Origin of the sequence: Pedobacter nototheniae (assembly GCF_032678625.1) — a bacterium.
Classification (GTDB): Bacteria; Bacteroidota; Bacteroidia; order Sphingobacteriales; family Sphingobacteriaceae; genus Pedobacter; species Pedobacter nototheniae_A.
In genome coordinates, this window is record NZ_JAVTSO010000001.1 from 691,597 (window position 1) to 711,172 (window position 19,576).

General features: G+C 36.5%; 16 protein-coding genes and 2 tRNA genes. 8 read left to right on the forward strand and 10 right to left on the reverse strand.

Annotated elements, in window-relative coordinates; translation table 11 throughout:
* Positions 1 to 36 precede the first annotated feature (36 nt).
* From R2Q77_RS03150 to R2Q77_RS03165, 4 genes are all read right to left on the reverse strand, one after another.
* Positions 37 to 110 (reverse strand) — tRNA-Asp (locus R2Q77_RS03150).
* A 194-nt stretch (positions 111 to 304) separates the two neighbouring features.
* Positions 305 to 378: transfer RNA gene (locus tag R2Q77_RS03155), tRNA-Asp, on the reverse strand.
* 103 nt (positions 379 to 481) lie between these two features.
* Positions 482 to 1,555 carry a peptide chain release factor 1 gene (gene prfA, locus R2Q77_RS03160; RefSeq protein ID WP_316802251.1) on the reverse strand — a complete coding sequence of 358 codons (1,074 nt, stop codon included), beginning with the start codon at positions 1,553 to 1,555 and terminating at the stop codon, positions 482 to 484.
* A 169-nt stretch (positions 1,556 to 1,724) separates the two neighbouring features.
* Positions 1,725 to 2,468 (reverse strand): UDP-2,3-diacylglucosamine diphosphatase, encoded by a 744-nt coding sequence (locus R2Q77_RS03165; RefSeq protein WP_316802252.1) that lies wholly within the window; start codon positions 2,466 to 2,468, stop codon positions 1,725 to 1,727.
* A 100-nt stretch (positions 2,469 to 2,568) separates the two neighbouring features.
* Between R2Q77_RS03165 and R2Q77_RS03170 the strand changes: the two genes are divergently transcribed.
* The 5 genes from R2Q77_RS03170 to R2Q77_RS03190 all read left to right on the forward strand — a co-directional run bounded on the left by R2Q77_RS03170 (position 2,569) and on the right by R2Q77_RS03190 (position 8,156).
* The gene (locus tag R2Q77_RS03170; RefSeq protein ID WP_316802253.1) at positions 2,569 to 4,695 is read left to right on the forward strand and encodes a prolyl oligopeptidase family serine peptidase; all 2,127 of its coding nucleotides are present in this window, start codon (positions 2,569 to 2,571) and stop codon (positions 4,693 to 4,695) included.
* 29 nt (positions 4,696 to 4,724) lie between these two features.
* Positions 4,725 to 5,861, forward strand: a complete 1,137-nt coding sequence (locus R2Q77_RS03175; RefSeq protein ID WP_316802254.1) for a helix-turn-helix domain-containing protein — start codon at positions 4,725 to 4,727, stop codon at positions 5,859 to 5,861.
* A gap of 46 nt (positions 5,862 to 5,907) precedes the next feature.
* Entirely contained in the window at positions 5,908 to 6,600 is a 693-nt protein-coding gene (locus R2Q77_RS03180) for a hypothetical protein (protein WP_316802255.1), read from the forward strand.
* 177 nt (positions 6,601 to 6,777) lie between these two features.
* On the forward strand, positions 6,778 to 7,788 hold the full coding sequence (locus R2Q77_RS03185) for an NAD(P)/FAD-dependent oxidoreductase (protein WP_316802256.1): 1,011 nt from the start codon (positions 6,778 to 6,780) through the stop codon (positions 7,786 to 7,788).
* Positions 7,789 to 7,835: 47 nt separating this feature from the next.
* Complete coding sequence (locus R2Q77_RS03190; protein WP_316802257.1) at positions 7,836 to 8,156, forward strand: 2Fe-2S iron-sulfur cluster-binding protein; 321 nt, start codon at positions 7,836 to 7,838, stop codon at positions 8,154 to 8,156.
* Between the two features lie 81 nt (positions 8,157 to 8,237).
* Here the strand turns inward: R2Q77_RS03190 and R2Q77_RS03195 are convergent, their stop codons facing one another.
* Both R2Q77_RS03195 and R2Q77_RS03200 read right to left on the reverse strand, forming a co-directional pair.
* Entirely contained in the window at positions 8,238 to 9,929 is a 1,692-nt protein-coding gene (locus R2Q77_RS03195) for a S41 family peptidase (RefSeq protein ID WP_316802258.1), read from the reverse strand.
* Between the two features lie 167 nt (positions 9,930 to 10,096).
* The gene (locus R2Q77_RS03200) at positions 10,097 to 10,312 is read right to left on the reverse strand and encodes a hypothetical protein (protein WP_316802259.1); all 216 of its coding nucleotides are present in this window, start codon (positions 10,310 to 10,312) and stop codon (positions 10,097 to 10,099) included.
* Positions 10,313 to 10,526: 214 nt separating this feature from the next.
* Between R2Q77_RS03200 and R2Q77_RS03205 the strand changes: the two genes are divergently transcribed.
* On the forward strand, positions 10,527 to 11,129 hold the full coding sequence (locus R2Q77_RS03205) for a porin family protein (protein WP_316802260.1): 603 nt from the start codon (positions 10,527 to 10,529) through the stop codon (positions 11,127 to 11,129).
* 142 nt (positions 11,130 to 11,271) lie between these two features.
* Complete coding sequence (locus tag R2Q77_RS03210) at positions 11,272 to 11,652, forward strand: hypothetical protein (protein ID WP_316802261.1); 381 nt, start codon at positions 11,272 to 11,274, stop codon at positions 11,650 to 11,652.
* A gap of 96 nt (positions 11,653 to 11,748) precedes the next feature.
* Here the strand turns inward: R2Q77_RS03210 and R2Q77_RS03215 are convergent, their stop codons facing one another.
* The 3 genes from R2Q77_RS03215 to R2Q77_RS03225 are packed head-to-tail and all read right to left on the reverse strand — an operon-like array spanning position 11,749 to position 17,208.
* Positions 11,749 to 12,540 (reverse strand): DUF4397 domain-containing protein, encoded by a 792-nt coding sequence (locus R2Q77_RS03215; RefSeq protein WP_316802262.1) that lies wholly within the window; start codon positions 12,538 to 12,540, stop codon positions 11,749 to 11,751.
* Between the two features lie 22 nt (positions 12,541 to 12,562).
* Entirely contained in the window at positions 12,563 to 14,116 is a 1,554-nt protein-coding gene (locus R2Q77_RS03220; protein ID WP_316802263.1) for a SusD/RagB family nutrient-binding outer membrane lipoprotein, read from the reverse strand.
* An 11-nt stretch (positions 14,117 to 14,127) separates the two neighbouring features.
* A complete protein-coding gene (locus tag R2Q77_RS03225) occupies positions 14,128 to 17,208 on the reverse strand; it encodes a SusC/RagA family TonB-linked outer membrane protein (RefSeq protein WP_316802264.1) in 3,081 nt (1,026 codons plus the stop codon).
* A gap of 241 nt (positions 17,209 to 17,449) precedes the next feature.
* On the opposite strand from R2Q77_RS03225, the gene R2Q77_RS03230 reads away from it, so the two are divergent.
* Entirely contained in the window at positions 17,450 to 18,196 is a 747-nt protein-coding gene (locus R2Q77_RS03230; protein WP_316802265.1) for a DeoR/GlpR family DNA-binding transcription regulator, read from the forward strand.
* Positions 18,197 to 18,264: 68 nt separating this feature from the next.
* Here R2Q77_RS03230 and R2Q77_RS03235 read toward each other — a convergent pair whose 3' ends face one another.
* The gene (locus R2Q77_RS03235) at positions 18,265 to 19,563 is read right to left on the reverse strand and encodes a RagB/SusD family nutrient uptake outer membrane protein (protein ID WP_316802266.1); all 1,299 of its coding nucleotides are present in this window, start codon (positions 19,561 to 19,563) and stop codon (positions 18,265 to 18,267) included.
* Between the last annotated feature and the right edge of the window lie 13 nt (positions 19,564 to 19,576).

Here is a 19,576-nt window from a genome sequence, read left to right on the forward strand (position 1 = left end):
AAAAGCCGTAACTTTTTCAAGTTAAGGCTTTTGTTGCGGAATGGACGGGACTCGAACCCGCGACCTCCTGCGTGACAGGCAGGCATTCTAACCAGCTGAACTACCACTCCTTTTGTTCTCCTTTAAAGTTCAGAACCTCTTCCCCTTTCGGGATTGCAAATATAAGACAATATTTTGTTTATTACTATTTAAAGCAACAATTTAATCAAAAATCACGTAACCCACTGAATCTCATTCTATATATTTTTACAGAATAGTTTAAAAACAAAAAAGCCTTAACTTGAAAAAGTTAAGGCTTTTATTGCGGAATGGACGGGACTCGAACCCGCGACCTCCTGCGTGACAGGCAGGCATTCTAACCAGCTGAACTACCACTCCTTTTGTTCTTCTTTAAAGTTAGAACCTCTTGTCTCTTTCGAGGATGCAAATATAGAGACTATATCTTTATTTGCAAACTTTTTTTTCAAATACTTTTAACTCACTAATTAACAGCACCTTCCTGCATTTTTTCTGCATTTTCAGCAAACTGCAATGCAGAAATGATCTCCTGAATATCGCCATCCATAATGGTTGGAAGGTTATACATGGTTAAACCAATGCGATGCTCGGTAACCCTACCTTGAGGATAATTATACGTTCTGATTTTTGCTGAACGGTCTCCGGTTGACACCATTGTTTTACGTTTAGCCGCAATATCACCATTCTTTTTCTGCAATTCAATATCATATAACTTGCTACGTAGCATTTCCATTGCAATAACACGGTTACCCAGCTGCGAACGTTCCTGCTGGCAAACCACTACAATACCAGATGGCTTATGCGTAAGCTGAACTTTCGTTTCAACCTTGTTTACGTTCTGTCCACCAGCACCACCCGATCGTGAGGTTTGTAATTCAATATCGGCGGGGTTAATGTACAAATCGATTTCTTCCGCTTCCGGTAATACGGCTACTGATGCAGCTGAAGTATGGACACGTCCTTGAGTTTCCGTATCTGGCACGCGCTGCACGCGGTGTACGCCACTTTCGTACTTTAACTGACCGTAAACATCTTCTCCGCTAACTTTTAAAATTACCTCTTTATAACCACCGGCAGTACCTTCAGTTACATCAACAGTTTCTACTTTCCAGCCTTTAGTTTCAAAAAAGCGAGTATACATGCGGTACAAATCACCCGCAAACAGCGCTGCTTCATCACCACCAGTACCACCACGAATTTCGAATACAGCATTTTTAGCATCTTCAGGGTCTTTAGGGATCAACATTAAACGAATGTTTGCCTCCATTTCCTCCTGTTGTTTTAGCAGCAAGTCTAATTCTTCTTTTGCCATATCGCGCATCTCCGAGTCTTTCTCTACAGATAAGATCTCTTTATTTGCATCAATATTGCTCATTACATTTTTGTAAACTTTATATTCGTCTACAATTTTGCCTAAATCTTTATATTCTTTGTTTAAAGCTGCAAAGCGTTTCATATCCTGGATTACATCCGGATTACTCAATTGCTCTTCTACATCTTCCCAACGCAGCTTTATGGCTTCTAATTTATCTAACATATTATTCTTCAAATAGAATTCCTAATTTGGCAGTACACGCCCAATAAATTAGGAAAATGCAAAAATAAGGAAAAAAGATGAATTAGTTTGTTGAAGGACTTAATTGTTCAACTGTTTGAGCTGGTTAACTGCTAAACAAATGAACAAGCCTATTATGAAATGATGTATTTTATGAAGTATAATATTCCAATTTTAAATTTTCCCCATCAAAAATGGCGTAAGACGAATAATTTATCCACTCGCCAATATTTACATAACGACTTCCGCTGCCTAAATTTATATCCAAAGGTAAGTGCCGGTGCCCAAAAATGAAGTAATCGAAATGCTCTTTTTTTAATTGTTGTTTAGCATAAATGGCCAACCATTCGTTCTCTTCACCTAAAAAGACTTCCTTTTCCGCTCCTGCTGCACGACTGCTTTTGCTCCATCCGTTGGCGATGCCTATGCCCAGGTTGGGGTGTAAACGGGCAAACAACCACTGGCAAAATTTACTTCTGAAAATTTTACGTAAGAATTTATATTTCGCGTCTCCAGGGCCTAAACCGTCGCCATGATGAAGATAAAATTTCTTAGCTCCCCGTTCCATAATCAATTCGTCACTGATAATTTCAAGCCCTATTTCCTTAGTAAAATAATCCCGTACCCACATATCGTGATTGCCTTTAAAAAAATAAATTTTAATCCCGGCATCCGCCATAGCTGCAAGTTTACCCTGCAAGCGAATAAAACCTTTAGGAATGACTTTACTGTATTCAAACCAGAAATCAAAAATATCGCCCATTAAAAACAGTTCGGCACAGTTAGGCTCAATAAAATTAAGCCAACGAACAATGTGTGCTTCACGGGAGCGGCTTTCGGTATAATTTGGGGTACCTAAATGAAAATCAGAAGCGAAATATATGTTTTTACCCATGTATAAGTTCAAAGGTAAAGAAAAAGCGGGAAGGAGAAAGCAAACACGATCCGATCATTAGCCTGTAAAACCATATATTAGTAAATAAATACGAATCAAAATGAAAAAATCACTCATTTTAGGCTTATTTGCAATAAGCTTTTTTGCTTGTAAACCAGGTAAAAAACCTGCTGAAAATATAACATTGATGAAATATCCTGATACCAAGAAAGACGCAACCACCGATAATTATTTCGGAACCACAATAGCTGATCCTTATCGCTGGCTGGAAAACGATACTTCAGCCGAAACGGCTAAATGGGTTGCGGAGGAAAATAAAGTCACACAAAATTATCTTGATCAAATACCTTATCGGGCTGACATAAAAAAGCGGTTGACTGAAATATGGAATTACCCAAAAGAAACGGCTCCATTTAAAGCGGGTGAATATTATTTTTTCACCAAAAATGATGGACTGCAAAACCAAAGCATCTGGTATATTAAAAAGGGGATTGATGGGAAAGAAGAAATATTCCTTGATCCCAACAAATTATCTACTGATGGAACGGCATCTGTTTCCTTATTGGGCTTATCGCATGACAAAAAACACATTGCTTATTCAGTAGCACAATCGGGTTCAGACTGGAGTAATATTTACGTAATGGACATTGCGCGTAAAACCAAGCTGCCGGACGAATTAAAATGGACTAAATTTTCTGGCGCTGCCTGGAAAAATGATGGTTTTTATTATAGCAGATATGACGAACCGGCAAAAGGAATGGAGCTTTCTGCAGCGAATAAATACCAAAGAATTTATTTCCACAAACTGGGTGATCTTCAGAAAAATGATCAATTAATTTTTGAAGATAAGCGCAACCCTAATCTGTATTTTGGTTCGGGCGTAACCGAAGATGAACGTTTTCTAATTGTTTATGCTTCTGCAGGTACCTCGGGCAATGCATTATATTATCAGGACTTAAAAGACCCTACAAGTAAAATTACGTTACTGGTAAAAGGATTTGAGAACAACCACAGCATCATTGATAACATTGGCGATAAGCTTTTACTAAGCACCGATTTAAATGCACCAAATAAACAGGTGGTTTTAATTGATCCTAAAAACCCGCTTCCCGAAAACTGGAAAAAAATTATCCCGGAATCTAAATTACCGATTGAGGGGATTAGTACTGGTGGTGGTTTTTTATGGGCAAGCTACCTCAAAGATGCAAGCACGCACATTATCCAGTTTGATTTAAACGGCAAACAAATCCGTGAAGTAAAACTACCTGACATCGGAACTGTAGATGGTTTTGGGGGCTATAAGGATGAAACCGAGTTTTTTTACACTTTCAGCAACTTTACTACACCTGGCACCATTTATCACTATAATGTTGCCAAGGCAGAATCAACCCTTTACAAAAAACCGGAGCTCAAGTTTAATACTGATGGTTATGAAACCAAACAGGTTTTTTATACCTCAAAAGACGGAACAAAAGTGCCTATGTTTATTGTGCATAAAAAAGGAATTAAACTTGATGGCAACAATCCTGTATTCCTATATGCTTACGGTGGATTTCAGATTAGTTTAACACCAGGCTTTAGCTTATCAAGGATGTTCTTTTTAGAGAAAGGTGGTATTTATGTACAGCCAAGCTTACGTGGCGGAAGCGAATACGGCGAAGCGTGGCATAAGGGCGGCATGCTGGAGAAAAAGCAAAATGTTTTTGATGACTTTATTGCCGCAGCCGAGTACCTGATTAAGGAAAAATATACCAGGCCAGAGAAAATTGCCATTTCTGGTGGCTCAAACGGGGGTTTGCTGGTAGGGGCTTGTATGACACAAAGACCAGAACTTTTTAAAGTGGCTTTGCCTGCGGTGGGTGTTCTAGACATGCTCCGTTATCATAAATTTACGGTTGGCTGGGGCTGGGCTGTTGAATATGGCACCAGTGATAAAAAAGAGGATTTTAATTACCTGATTAAATATTCGCCTTTGCATAACATAAAAAGCGGGGTTAATTATCCGGCAACATTAATTACAACAGCCGATCATGACGATCGTGTGGTTCCGGCGCACTCTTTTAAGTTTGCAGCAACTTTACAGGAAAAATATAAAGGCCCAAACCCTATATTAATCAGAATTGAAACAAAAGCAGGCCATGGTGCCGGAAAGCCAACAACGAAGTTGATAGAAGAAGCTTCGGATATATGGAGTTTTGTGTTTCAGAATTTGGGAATGAATTGGTAAGCACCTGTAAACAGGTCATTTAACATAAAATGATTCTAAAATCTTTATTATTAACCGGGCCTGCGCAAGGACTTTTTCTTATATTGCTTTTAAAGGCCAAGTCTGAAAACGCTGCCGCAGACAAGTTGTTGATGTTGTGGTTGGGTATAATTTCTACCCAGCTATTGTTTTATTATGATAACCTATCAGGCAATCCTTATATATCAAACTATATTCAGTTGGCCTGCTTTTCTCTACCACTGATTAGTTCTCCTGTTCTTTATTTATACATTAAGTCATTATCATCTGGTAATGACTTGAGGTGGAAAAAATCGGTAATACATTTAGTTCCGTACTTCATAATAAATGTTATTCTTTTATATTTATACTTAAATAATCGCTCCTCTGTAATAATTAGAAATTGTCTTCCACATTTTGATGGGGGAGTACCTCAATTCTTCATATATTTCCTTACAATATTAATGGGTCTTGTTCCGGGATTTTACACCATACAGGGATTGATTACACTAATAAAATATCAAAAATCACTTCCTGATAACTATTCCAACATCGAAAAATTAAAACTAAATTGGTTAAAGGGCATTGTTCTGTCCTTATTGATTTTATTCGTTTTATTGTTTTTTCTAATTAAGTACGGCATCAACTACAGCTTTGTTACCGCTCAAAATTTATTTGCAATTGTTGGATGTATCCTGAGTTTCTATATTTTTTTTGTTGGTTATTATGGTTTACGCCAAAACACTATTTTCACAAATATGCCCCTACAAGCAAGCCCTAAAAAAGAAACAGCGTTAAGGGTAAATTATAAAAATTCGGGGCTAAGCAGTGAAGCAGCTGATAAAATGTTTGAGGATTTAAAAACACATATGCAGAAAAACAGGCCTTTTCTGGACGAAAATTTGAGTCTGACTACACTTGCCGCTCAGTTAAACCTATCCGCAAATCAATTGTCGCAAATTATTAATCAAAAAGCCGGAAAAAATTTTTTCGATTTTATAAATACCTATCGTGTTATGGCTGTAAAAGAAAAGTTAAAAGACCCTACTTTTTCACACTATTCCATCATAGCAATTGGCTATGAATGTGGTTTTCAATCTAAATCCTCTTTTAATAAAATTTTCAAACAAATTACCGGCAAAACGCCTTCCGAATTTCAAAATGGTTAAACTTTATGTTTTATAAGTCCATCCCTACACTTTAGGACTTAAATCTATGGATTTCAACTTTTCTTTGCTTTATAAATTCAAAACAATGGAAAGTTTTTCTCTACTACACAACGCGAATATTATAATTCATGTTACCTCAGGGTCAATTGCGTTAATAATTGGTTTAATTGCATTATTAACAAAAAAAGGAAAAACCGGACATAAAAGAGCCGGGAAATTTTTTCTGTTCTTCTTAACCATTGTAATTATTACCGGGCTCATTGGCGTTTTTATATTTGGTAGAAATACATTTCTTTTAGTCATAACCGTTTTAAGTGGCTACCTCGGCTATTCAGGATATAGAATCTTAAAAACAAAATCCAACAAACCACAACTTACAGATATTGCAATTAACCTATTATCTATATTGTGTGTAATTTATTTTCTATATTATTTTAAGTCCGTTAGAATGATATGGAATCCAATAATTATTTATAGCACAATTGGCTATTTTATATTCATTTCTGCATATGATTTACTGCGTTACTTAATTCCAACAAAACATTATAAAAATTTATGGTTATTCGAGCATATTTTAAAAATGGTTAGCGCTTTAAGTGGTTTATTTTCTGCATTCACCGGAACGGTATTCCCGCAGTACCAGCCTTATAGCCAATTTATGCCTTCTGTTTTAGGAACCATTGTAGCCATCAGCTTTATAATTGTGACGTACAAAAAGCAAAAACCATTAATCTACTAAATCTATAGACCAATTATAATTTGCTTTAAATAGTAAAAGTGCTTTAAGTTTTGTTTTAGCCTACCTAAGGTGATATAAAATACTGAAAATTAATTTCTTGCAGAATTATCTGGAATATTTCTAAATAACAATGTTGATAAAAGTTTATTTTGTAACTTTGCATCAAATTTTTTTTGAATGATCTCTACTGATATAGCCGTAATTGGCGCTGGTCCGGTTGGTTTATTTGCCATTTTTGAAGCCGGTTTATTAAAAATGCGTTGCCATTTAATTGATTACCTTCCGCAGGTGGGTGGTCAGCTTTCTGAAATTTACCCTAAAAAACCGATATACGATATTCCGGGTTATCCTTCTGTTTTGGCCCAGGAACTTATCGATAATTTAATGGAGCAGGCAAAACCTTTCCATCCAACGTTTACTTTAGGCGAGCGTATTGAAGGCCTTGAAAAACGTGGTGAAGCAGATTTTGTTTTAACAACCAACATGGGAACCATTATCGAAGCTAAAGTTGTGGTTATTGCGGGTGGTTTAGGCTGTTTTGAGCCTCGTAAGCCTGCCGTTGAAAACTTAGAGAATTTCGAAAACGGTAAAGGTGTAAACTACATGATTCTTGATCCGGAGAAATACCGCGACCAGAAAATGGTGATTGCAGGCGGTGGTGATTCGGCTTTAGACTGGACCATTTATCTTGCTGAAATTTGCTCGGAGTTAACATTGATCCACAGAAGTGAAAGTTTCCGTGGCGCACCTGATTCTGTTGCAAAAGTAATGGCACTTGCAGAAAGTGGGAAAATAAACCTGGTTTTAAACAGCAACTTACATGCAGTACATGGAACAGATAAACTTGAAAAAGTTGAAATTGTTCAGAACCGTACCATGGAAAAATCTGTTGTGGATGCAGATCATTTAATTCCTTTGTTTGGTTTAAGCCCTAAATTAGGTCCAATTGAAGAATGGAACCTGAACATCAGTAAAAGTGCCATCGAGGTAAACACGGATGATTACTCTACAAACATTCCTGGAATTTATGCCATTGGTGATATTAACACTTATGCGAATAAGCTTAAACTAATTCTTTGCGGTTTCCACGAAGCAGCTTTAATGAGCCACAGTGCTTACCAATACATGAACCCGGGTATAAAATATACGATGAAATATACAACTGTTAATGGCGTAGCTGAATTTTAATTGGCTTTATCTTATATTTGCTTTTTGTTTATAAGTAAACCCGAAACATGGAAGAAAACAACATTAACATATATATGCAGGAGCCGGACGGCTCTGTAACAGAACATGTAGCTCCAACAGATATGGGCCTTAGCCTTATGGAGTTTTTAAAAGCATCAGAATATGACATTTTAGCCACTTGTGGTGGCATGGCTTTATGTGCAACTTGTTGTGTAGATGTTTTAGAAGGTGAAGAAAAGTTAAATGAAATGACGGATGATGAATATGCAATGTTGGATACCTTGCCCGATTTGTTACCAAACTCTCGCTTAGCTTGCCAGCTTCAGTTAAATAATAACATGGATGGCTTAACAGTTAAATTACACTAATTTTTACGCTGTACATATCAATAAAAACAGAAAGCCCGATTTACATCACGTAAATCGGGCTTTCTGTTAAAAGTAATTTTATTAGTTTACTGAAGCAGTATCTTTTATGGGTTTTCCGATAACTTTATAATTACCTTCGCCCTTTAAAATAGCCAGCATTTGATTTTGATTGCCAAACAATGTTTTGGCCGCCGCCAATTCTTTATCATACTGGAAACTTTGTTCAATGCGGCCTTTATCATAAAAATAACGGCTCACGATTTGCGATTCCAGTATACGTTTGATTTCGGCTTTATGGGTCGCTAAATCTGTCTTTTTAGAAGAAGTGAGTTTATATTTAAGGTTTTCCAGATCTGATTTAACCTCTTCGGATTTATTTTCCTTTTCGGCTTCTAAACGCAAATCAGAAAGCAGGCGCTCTGTTTTACTTTGATAACTTAAATCTTTATCGGCAAGGCTATTGGTAAAAGCTGTATAATCCGCATCCGAAACCTGAAATGCTTTTGCCGATGGTACGTTTGATTTAGTCTTCACATATTGATTGATGTAATTGAAGAATAAGTTTTTATTGAGCATTGAGATTGTTACCGGGCTCAATTTAAATACATCTGTTACCACATCAGGATAAACCCCATTGCCACTGTAAACATTTCTGCCCGCCTTGGTCTGAAACATGGTTATGGTCGAATCTGCAAAACGCTCCGCCCTTCCATCAGCATCTTTATGTGCATAATCGAGTTTTTGGATACATCTTCCCGATGGGGTATAATATTTAGCAACAGTTACCTTAACCAGGCTGTTATAAGGCAAATTAAACGTTTGCTGAACCAATCCTTTGCCGTAACTTCTTTGACCGATTATAATGGCTCTATCTAAATCCTGCAAGGAACCGGCAACAATCTCCGAAGCTGAAGCAGAGTTTCCATTAACCAGTACAACTAAAGGCACCGATGCCGATACAGGCATTTGCTGCGTTTTATAAGTAATTGTTTTTTCAACATTTTTACCTTTTTGAGTTACAATAAGCTGGTCTTTATTAACAAAAAGATTCACAATTTTAACGGCTTCCTGCAAAATACCACCCCCATTATTTCTTAAATCCAGAACAATGCCTTTAGGGTTTTCTTTATTTAAGCTCACCAAAGCATCTTTAACCTCCTGACCTGAATTTTCAAGAAATTTATCCAGTTTAATATAACCTACACCATCGCCAACCATTCCGAAATAGGATACATTTGGCTGCTTAATTTCTTCGCGTGTAAGTTTCTTTAAAAGCTCTTTTCCTTCTCGCAAAACGGCTAAATCTACTGTACTTCCTTTAGGCCCTCTTAATAAATGACTAACCTGACTGCGGTCTTTACCTTTAACTTCTATTCCGTTAATCTTTAAAATCTGATCGCCGGGCTTCACTTCTTGTTTATTTGCAGGATAACCTTCACTTACATCATTTACAAACAACTTACCGTCAATAAATACGGTACTGGCCCCAATACCACCATATTGGGTACTTACATATTTAAGCTTGTAGTCTTCTATCTCCGATTCAGGAACATATTCGGTATAAGGATCCAAGCTGTCGAGCATGGCATCAATACCAGTTTTCATTAATTGCGGCGCATTGGTATCATCAACATAATTAATATTGATTTCTTTATAGAGGGAAGCAAAAATATCAAGGTTCTTCGAAACCAGAAATAAATCTTCTTTAAAAGAAAAAGATATAACTGCAATGCCGGCAACAAGTGCAATTATGCCATATTTAATTTTTTTCATTGTATATGCTTTAACAGGCCAGGAATAATGCCCGGAATATTTATGGTTTGTACAACGTAAATGTACAAAAAGAGATAAATATTAAAAACAGCGTATTTACAGTTAAATGTAATTAAACTTTAATTGCTGGAGAAGTATCCGAATAGGAATTGAAAGCGTTTTTAAAACTAAAGTCTGTTTCCTTTTGTATCGGCAAGTGCCTTTTGGATTGTAAATTCTATATAGGTACGATCGCGTTTTACAAGACGCATTAAATCTAAAATCAGCTCATCTTCTTTACCTGGAGTAAAATCCAAAGGCTCATTGGCAAGGTCGCGGTATTTCCTTAAGAACTTTGTTTTTACTTTAAATGCAGTTTCTGCGGTAAGTTGAAAATTAGCCATAGCAAAATTTATTTCCTGCAAAAGTAAAAAATATTTGCGGCACCGCCGATAGCTTTTTGTGCATACTGACAAAAAAAGGTGAAATAGCCGTGATTTTACACACGATAATTTTGTTAAAATTGCGTTATACTGTGAAAAAGGTTAAAAAATCTTAATTATTACTTTTGAAAATCATCGCCTTAATCGGCGCAAACCCTAAAATAAAATAATCCAAATGAAAAAAATCATCATCCTTATTGTTTTCCTAACGGCAGGTTGGGCAACATCACAAGCGCAAACTTTTAATCTGGGGGTTAAAGCAGGTGTAAACCTCGCTAAAATAAACTCAGATTTTGCTAGTGAAGAAAATCGATTGGGCTATCAAATTGGTGCATGGGCCCGTATTGGTGGCAAAAGCTTTTATGTACAGCCAGAAGCTTATATCGGTAGCAAAGGCAATAAATTTATAAGCTTCACCAACAATAACAACAATGAAGTTGCCGCAGAAGGTAAAGTAAAATTTACCACATTAGATATTCCGGTGTTATTAGGTACTAAATTTGGCGCAAATAACTTAAACTTTCGCGTAATGGCAGGTCCGGTTATTTCTTTTGTTTTAGACGATAACTCCAGTTTTAGTTCTGCTTACCAACAAGCAACAGATTTTGACAATTACAAAAACCAGGCATTAGGAATGCAGTTTGGTGCAGGTGTTGATGTAGGCAGCATTTCGGTTGATTTACGTTATGAAGCCGGTTTAAGCAACATCAGCAAAAGCGACCGGTATAATCAGAAACCAAACTTATTTCAACTGAGTTTAGGCTTTAAGATTATATAACCAAATGCTATAACTCAAATTAGCTAAGCCATTTTTTTGGTATTTTAAGTGTAATGAAATCAAACAAAATAATTACAAACACCTTATTATTAATTATTTGTAAATTAGGTTATAATCATTCACTTATTAAAACCAATTTATTATGAAAACTACGTGGAGAAAATTTGCCTTTTTGCCTTTTCTGGCAATTGCGTTATGCTTATCATCTTTTACAACAATTCATCCCAAATCAAATACATCTGTTAATGCCAAAAGATTGGTAGATGAGAGCATAAGTGTTGGCACCGGACTTATATCTGGCTCAAATGATGTAAGTGTTAACTTTGACAGAACAGGCACAGAGGCAGGCTTGTACGAGGTTCACATTACTTATACCGTTCGTTTTAATGAAGGCAGCCCAAGCCAATCTATACAAACATTTACAAAGACTATGGGGCCTGGCGAGTTTACTGCGACAGAGAGTGTTCAAGGCCCTAATCCAACTGCTTGGGCTGAAGTTATAGACGCCAGCTGGACTTATTAATCTAGCACTATTTAGAGAAGTTTAGGAATAATAACAACTATTCGGAAATTAAAAAGGCAGCCATTAGGCTGCCTTTTTAATAAATTAGTATTTGTGCTAATAAAAAGTTGTATAAAAAGTTATCGCAGGTGGAAAAGCAGTACTACCAAAAACTCCTCTCAGATAAATTGTATACGCCCTACCTTTGGTTAGGGTTATAGTTGTTGCCGTTGTTAGTAGCGGAACACCAGTAGCTGAGTTATTAAAGAACACCTTATTACTCGGTGCTGTACCAATCCCAGGATTCGGAATTTCTACCCATGTGGATGCGGTATTGTAAGCTACATTTGAAATCAACTTAGTTCCTGTAGCTACATCTCTTACCATATCTAAATTAGGCGATCCACTTAATAAATTTACAAGCCTAACAAAGATTTTTGCAGTATCCAATAAAGGCTTTGTATCCTCAATCATTAAGGAAGATGGAATTTGTTTCGATGCCGAGTATTGTCCGGTAGGAAACACGGTATAATATTTACCCGCTTCAGGGGTAATTTGAGTCTTAAATACTTCTAAATTAGGATCATCTTTAGCTGTTGGTATAATTTTACCAGTTAAAGTATGCGCACCTGGTGAAGTAACGGCATATCCAAGATCAGGAAATAAACCATTATAAGTATAGCCTGAATTTTCTGTACCTGAGCTAGAAAGCGCGGAAGAAAATTTAGTGCCATCCATATAAAAGGTAAGTACCGGACTACCTGGACTTAGATTTAAGATTTTAATATAAGAATATTTCGGGTCTGCTGGCGCAATCTTCTCATAAGAAGTGTTTTCCACAAAATCTCCTTTTTTACAAGCGGCAAATAATCCAAGACTAACCGCAATAAAATATAGTATTTTTTTCATTTTTCTTTAATAAATAGTGAAACTACGGTTGAGAAAACCACATTTTATAGGTGTGGTAATCATTCTTATCGGCACCAATTTTCTTTAATGCTTCTGTATTCCAAAGATATTCAGAATTGAAACGTGGACGATAACGTTGGGCTGGTTTACCTCCATTATCCGGATAGAAACTTGCCGGGAAAATATATACATTTTGATATGGATTGTTCCCTTTTGAATCTCCAACGTTGTAATTAAACTTACGTAAATCGCACCAGGTTTCTACAAAGCCATAACCGTACAACGCAAGGTATTTTTGTAACATAATATCTTTCAGTGTTAAATCTGCAGTAGTTTGTCTAACAGAAGCACTTGTCATATATGCTGCTTTTTCAGTTGCAGTAATTGCCGAACCTAAAGCACTAACAAAATCAATACTGGCCGATATGCCTTTTGTATAAGCATCAAGCGCAAGTGGAAGATTATTACTTCTAAACGCAGCTTCAGCTTTAATAAATTGCATTTCAGAATAAGTCATAATTGGAAAGCCAGCAGCATCTTTAAATAAATACTTCCCTTGGTTAGGACCTGGATTTACAGAGTTTAAAGTACCCCATGGATTAGGAACCTGATTTTTATTCACAACAGTTCCTGCATCTCCAACATATGGTAATGTACCTCTAAAAATACCATCAGCTGATATTGTGATCATGTTATTACGACGAGGATCGATTACTGAACCTGGTGTTGCTGTAAAATAAGAACCATCTAATAAGCCTACAATAATTCTTGTTTGACGGTAAGCGCCTAAGTTAGCTCTTAACGGGCCAAAGAAATTAGCGTTACTTGCGGTAGTACCAGTATTTGGAATGATAAAATTATCGCCATTGCTCGCCAACGCTTTATCCACATATTCAATAACCTTTGCTGGGTTATAGAATGCCTTATTCACTAAATTATTCGCGTTTCTGGCAAGAATTCCATAATTGAATTTTATCCACTTTGCGTTATCGCCTGCATAAATTAAATCGGCAGGGCCAAATTTTACAACTGTTCCTGTACCATCTGTACGGGTAAAGTTAGTGATTGATTCATTCGCTAGTCTAACGACTTCTGCATATACATCTTCCTGCGAATCGTAATCATATATGTAGCGATTAACATCAAATGCTTCTTTCAAAATAATTTCACCGTGATAATCTGTAGTTGTTTGCCAGCTCCATGCTTTTAAAGCCTGAGCCATACCTACATAATTGTACTCTTGTTTTTTATTAGAATCGTCGATAATTAAATTCAGGTTAGCACCTAAACCAAAATAATTTGTTCTCCATATTTCGCCAGAAGAATCAAGCCCTGGAAACCATCCATGTTGCTCTCCAACATTAACTGCACCTCCAAAATATTGGATTAATCCGCCTAAATATCTTGAGTCAAACTGTATTCCTCTTTCCATTTGTGCAAATAAAGGAGGGGTTAATGTTTTGCTCGAAACTTCTTGCGGAGTTGCCGGATCTATATTTACATCCAGATACTTTCTACATCCCGAAGCTATTACCATTGCAGCAAAGGCTGCAAATAATATGTATGTCTTTTTCATTCTCTTAAAAATTAAAAACCAACTCTAACACCTAAATTATAGCCTCTTGGCAAACCTACAGAACCAAAATCAATTCCTGTTCCACCTAAACCACCTGCCGCAGCACTTAGCCCATTAACAGATGGATCTACACCTTTATAATTGGTGATTAATAATAAATCTGTTCCGGTAACAAATACATTGGCGCTTTTAAATACACGACTTTTTTCGAAAAGGCTTTTTGGAAGATTGTAACTTAAAGTAATGTCCTTTAATCTTACCCAGTTCACATCCTTTTGAAGAAAATCTGCTGTATTATAAAAAGTTGAGTAATATGATGTCGTAATGTAAGGTATAACAACTACATTATTTTTAGTTGGATTTGCTGAGTTTTCTAAACCATCTCTCATTACACCCGCAATGATACGAGGCTCCTCACGATCGACACTTAACTTAGATAAACCTCTAGCATACAGATATAATTCAGTAGCATTATAGATATCACCACCTTTTCTAATATCAAGTAAGAAAGAGAGATTAAAGTTTTTATAAGTAAAGCTGTTGGTTAAGCCTATGGAAATGTCTGGTGCTCTATCACCCATTTGCGTAAAGTTTACATCTTTAATAGGCATTCCATTTGTTGGATTAATCAATAATTGGCCATCTTTGTTGCGTAAATAATCTATACCAGCAAACGCTGAAATAGAAGTTCCAACTGCATACTGTGCTCTTACGTTATCAAACAACCAACTGTCTGATATGTAAAATGCATCCTGATTAGCCGGTAGAGATAAAATTTTACCACGTGAACGAGAAAGATTTGCCGAAATATCCCAACTAAAATCTTTTGTTCTAATTGGCGTTCCTTTCACTAACAATTCAAATCCATGAACACGAATTTTTCCACTGTTAATATATTGAAGTACCGCTCCTGAAGCATAACTTAAACGTGGTGCTGTAATTTGCTTATCAGATAAATTATGGAAGTAAGTAAAATCAAATGATAAGCGATTTTTAAAGAAACCTAATTCAATACCTGCTTCTTTCGCTGTTGTAAACTCTGCTTCCAGATTTGGATTACCCATAGTAGCATCTAAGGCATAACCACCACCGGTTGTTTGTTGTGCAATTAGTTTGTTATTGGTAATATAAGCTGCTCTTGCATCTTTTCCAGATTGGCCCCATGAAGCTCTTAATTTACCGTAAGACAACCATCCTAAATTTTTAACTGATTCCAGATTTGAAAACACAAAACTTAATGATGTTGCCGGATAAAAGAAGCTATAGTTTTTTTGTGGTAAAGTAGATGAAAGATCTTGTCTTCCTGTTAAAGTTAAATATAAATAATCATCATACCCCAATTCAGCATTTGCAAAAAAACCAACTTTACGTTTCAACTCATCTGTAAAAGCTACTCTTTGCGTTGTTGGATCAACGTTATTCATGCTGAAGAAGTTGGCCTGATAGAAACGTGTGCCAAATTGAGAATTTACCTGGTATGAATCATCTTTAATATCTGTTCCAATACGAATAACAGGTTTAAACTTTCCAAAGTCCTTTTTAGCAGTAGCAATAAATGAAGCATTAATTAAACGCTCATTTGCACTATATGTATTTAAACCACCACCTGAGTTTGTTGTTGCTGGTTTATTTGATTCATAAGATTGAACATCATATGCTGATAAACCTGTTTGAGAAAAAATATCAGCTCCTGCTCTTGCAGAAATGCTTAACCATTTTGTTGGGGTATAATCTATACCGATATTACCCAAAACACGATTTAATTTATCATAATTTGGGTTTCTTTCTACGCCCCAATATGGGTTATCTAACTCTCCTCCCAAACTACCGGCAACTGTTCTTCTTTCGCCTAATGGTGTTAGGTAATTTCTCATATCATCAGTTAATGGCCATGATAATGCACTTAACATTGGACTACTAACCCCTTTATAAGTTTTATCTGTTCTTGATGATATTAGATTTAGTGAAGCAGTCATGCTTATTTTATCACTAATTTTCGATGTTCCGGTAATTTTTCCATTGATGGTATTATAACCAGTACCCGGAATAACCCCTGTTTGATCGGTATAACTAACGGTTGTTCTAAGCGATAGTTTTTCACTACCACCTTCTATAGTTGCATTATGTTTTTGAGTAAAACCGGTTTTGTAAAAATTTCCAATATTATCATACATAGTTTTGTTTGGTGGGTATTTCGATCCGAAAAATGTACGGGTACGTTGTTCTTCATCAAATATACCTCCTGCTCCTCCTCCATAAACTTTTTGTACTTCTGGATAGCGATACGTATTTTCAAGTCTGAAAGAATTACTATAAGTTACCCTTGCAGTACCAGCCTTTGCTCTTTTTGTTGTAATTACAACAGCACCTGATGCACCTTCTGTACCATATAAAGCAGAAGCCTCAGGGCCCTTTAAAATGGTAAGGGATTCTATTTCCTCTGGATTGATATCCATCGCTCTGTTTCCATAATCATTTTGACGGTTAAAACTTCCCTGACCTACTAAGTTATATTCACTAAAAGTACGGTTTGAAATAGGTAAACCGTCTATTACAAATAGAGGTTGATTATCACCATCTAAAGAAACACCTCCACGTATAACCATTGTTGCAGAGGCTCCCGGTGTTCCGGTGGTAGGGGTAATAGTTGCACCTGCAACCCGCCCTTGTAAAGCATTTAAAAAGTTATCTCTTTGCGTATCTGCAATTTCAGAACCTTTTAATGTTTGTGCCGAATAACCCAATGCATCTTTTGGCCTTGAAATACCAAATGCTGTTACTACAACCTCTTGAAGATTACTAGCATCAGATTTGAGTGCAACATTAATGGAAGTATTGCCGCCAACGGAACGCTCCTGAGTAGCATAACCTATATAAGAAAAGGTAAGTACATCTGTTTTTAGCGCTTTTATAGAGTAAACACCATCGCTATTGGTCTGTGATACTACGGTGCTTCCCTTTACTCTGATGGAAACTCCAGGTACAGGCCCGTCGTCTGACGTAACCTTACCTGTAACGGTTATTTGTTGCGCAATGGCGTGAGCCAGCAACAAAAACGTACCGATAAAAATTAAGAGTAGTTTTTTTCTCATAAACTGTCGATTAGGATTTGATTAAATGGTTTAGTTGTTTTGTTAGTTGTTTGCCAAACACGCATAATAACGCATTTTTTTCCAATATTTAGCTAATATCATAAATGTTTTCCAATAAAAAAACAAACAAGAAAGATTTTTCTCCTTAACACACAACATTTTATTGCATAAAAACGCAAAAACACGCAAGTTTTAAAAAAGATTAAAATCTTTTTATACATTCGTTAAAACCAAATGCCTTATGCTTAAAAAAGAACGTCATGATTTTATAATGCGACAGATTAACTTGCACAACCGCGTGCTAACTTCTGATATGGTTCAGTTGCTAAATGTATCTGAAGATACCATTAGACGGGATTTGCAGGAACTGGTTGATGACGGCCTGCTTTTCAAGGTGCATGGTGGAGCATTATCCAAATCTTATCACAGTTCTTTTGATGACAGCACCGTTTATGCCCGCGACAGCAAGATAATTATTGCAAAAAAGGCAACAGAACTGATTAAAGACGGAATGGTGGTTTTAACCGGCGGCGGAACAACTATACTTGAATTTGTAAAACAATTGCCTAAAGGATTACAAGCCACATTTTTTACCATTAGCCCTTTAGTTGCAGTAGAGCTTTCAAAATATAATAATATCGAAGTAATTTTAATTGGTGGATTATTTTCAAAAAATTCGCAAATTACCTATGGCGGCCATGTAATTGGGCAGCTTGCCGAAATAAAAGCTGATTTATGCTTAATGGGCACGAGCGCTATACACCCAAAAGAAGGTTTAACGGATACCGACTGGGAAATTAACCAACTAAAAAAAGCCATGCTTGCTTCTTCAAAAAAGTCGGCTGTACTGTGCATCTCCGAAAAACTGGATATTACTTTGAGGCTAAAGGTTTGCTCAATAGAAAGTATCGATTATTTAATTACCGAACTCGACAGTAAACATGAAGCCTTAACGAGCTATAACTCCAGGGAAGTAAATATTTTATAAAATAAGACTGATACAGGCATCATTATTAAAAAAGAGCGGCAAAATTTGCCGCTCTTTTTTATGCTTTCCTAAAACGTAGGGTCTGCTGGTGTATTTGTATTGTTATCTCTTTCCGGAAATGGATATGGAAAAAAGTTACGTTTACGATCAGCCAATGGCTGGTTAAACCTTCTCATATCTTCAATCTTTAAACCTGACATGTACAATTCAATACAGCGGTTTTGATAAATTAAATCCAATAACTGTTGTTGTGTATAGGTTCCGGTTAAAGCCGGCAGTGCGGCACCCACACCAAATGGATCCATTGCCGCTGTTTTAGTAATCACTTTGTTTAATTCAATTAAAGCATTTGGTAAATCAGGCTGCCTGGCATAAACCTCTGCTTTAATTAAGGTAATTTCTCCTGGCAAATAAATCGGATAAGCTGTGGCCGCGGCGGCTCCAAATCCACTAATTCTTACCGTAGGCGCGGTTGCTGCCGTTGTGGTGTAAAATGGAATTCTCTTATCATTTGCATCCGGAACAAATGCTCCTGTTAATCCAAGATTTGCATTTGTAGGCTGAAAAACATTGTTGGTGGATGTTGCGACCTCAAAAATTGGATTCAAAGTAATGGCATCAAAATTAAAGCTTGATTTCTTTGTTAAATCTACAAGGTTAGCTGCCGATAATGCTAAAGTATAGTTGCCTGCAAAAAGTGCATATCTTGCTTTTAATGCATAAAGCGTATTGGTAACATCTACTCCGGCAGGAATTTGAGCTAAAAACGTTGCGCTCATTGGGTTGGCCGCAATGGTACTTAATGCATTATCGATTACCGAAATGGCTTTATTAAAGCCTTCTACCCTGGTAATGAAACTAACATTTTTACCGATTCCAGATGGAACTTTTTCCCAGTATTGAGACATATTCCCAATGGCAAGCGCTTTAAAAATACTCGAATAAGCAATTAAACCTGATGCATAACTTTTATCAGCAAGATTTGCCGCATTGTTGATTACGTTATCTGCATCGTAAATGATTTTATTTGCGTTTGACCATAAGTTAAGTAAAATAGAATTTGTTCCATCTACCGCACTACCTCCAGTGGTTAACTGCAATTCGGGAATATTACCCGAGTTAAGTAAAAATATTTCGTTGGTTACAAAACCATTTGCCGAAATAGAATTAAACAATAAACCTGGCCGGCTTATGGTATATGTTCTTTGCAAACCTACCGACACCCCAGTTAAGCCCTTAGAAGATGACAATACATCTCCAGCAATAGCACCGTTGGGATCTTTGTATTCTTTTTTGCACGACAGCAATGCCATTGAGGCTGCAATTAGTACAATGAATGATAAATATTTTGTTTTGATACTTTCCATGATGAATAATTTT

What these genes read in the sequence shown, in the direction of transcription:
- R2Q77_RS03215 (WP_316802262.1), bottom strand. Translation starts at nt 12,540, where the DNA reads ATGAAAAAAATACTATATTTTATTGCGGTTAGTCTTGGATTATTTGCC.
- R2Q77_RS03235 (WP_316802266.1), bottom strand. Translation starts at nt 19,563, where the DNA reads ATGGAAAGTATCAAAACAAAATATTTATCATTCATTGTACTAATTGCA.
- R2Q77_RS03165 (WP_316802252.1), bottom strand. Translation starts at nt 2,468, where the DNA reads ATGGGTAAAAACATATATTTCGCTTCTGATTTTCATTTAGGTACCCCA.
- R2Q77_RS03175 (WP_316802254.1), top strand. Translation starts at nt 4,725, where the DNA reads ATGATTCTAAAATCTTTATTATTAACCGGGCCTGCGCAAGGACTTTTT.
- R2Q77_RS03190 (WP_316802257.1), top strand. Translation starts at nt 7,836, where the DNA reads ATGGAAGAAAACAACATTAACATATATATGCAGGAGCCGGACGGCTCT.
- R2Q77_RS03180 (WP_316802255.1), top strand. Translation starts at nt 5,908, where the DNA reads ATGGATTTCAACTTTTCTTTGCTTTATAAATTCAAAACAATGGAAAGT.
- R2Q77_RS03185 (WP_316802256.1), top strand. Translation starts at nt 6,778, where the DNA reads ATGATCTCTACTGATATAGCCGTAATTGGCGCTGGTCCGGTTGGTTTA.
- R2Q77_RS03195 (WP_316802258.1), bottom strand. Translation starts at nt 9,929, where the DNA reads ATGAAAAAAATTAAATATGGCATAATTGCACTTGTTGCCGGCATTGCA.
- R2Q77_RS03230 (WP_316802265.1), top strand. Translation starts at nt 17,450, where the DNA reads ATGCTTAAAAAAGAACGTCATGATTTTATAATGCGACAGATTAACTTG.
- R2Q77_RS03220 (WP_316802263.1), bottom strand. Translation starts at nt 14,116, where the DNA reads ATGAAAAAGACATACATATTATTTGCAGCCTTTGCTGCAATGGTAATA.
- prfA (WP_316802251.1), bottom strand. Translation starts at nt 1,555, where the DNA reads ATGTTAGATAAATTAGAAGCCATAAAGCTGCGTTGGGAAGATGTAGAA.
- R2Q77_RS03170 (WP_316802253.1), top strand. Translation starts at nt 2,569, where the DNA reads ATGAAAAAATCACTCATTTTAGGCTTATTTGCAATAAGCTTTTTTGCT.
- R2Q77_RS03225 (WP_316802264.1), bottom strand. Translation starts at nt 17,208, where the DNA reads ATGAGAAAAAAACTACTCTTAATTTTTATCGGTACGTTTTTGTTGCTG.
- R2Q77_RS03205 (WP_316802260.1), top strand. Translation starts at nt 10,527, where the DNA reads ATGAAAAAAATCATCATCCTTATTGTTTTCCTAACGGCAGGTTGGGCA.
- R2Q77_RS03200 (WP_316802259.1), bottom strand. Translation starts at nt 10,312, where the DNA reads ATGGCTAATTTTCAACTTACCGCAGAAACTGCATTTAAAGTAAAAACA.
- R2Q77_RS03210 (WP_316802261.1), top strand. Translation starts at nt 11,272, where the DNA reads ATGAAAACTACGTGGAGAAAATTTGCCTTTTTGCCTTTTCTGGCAATT.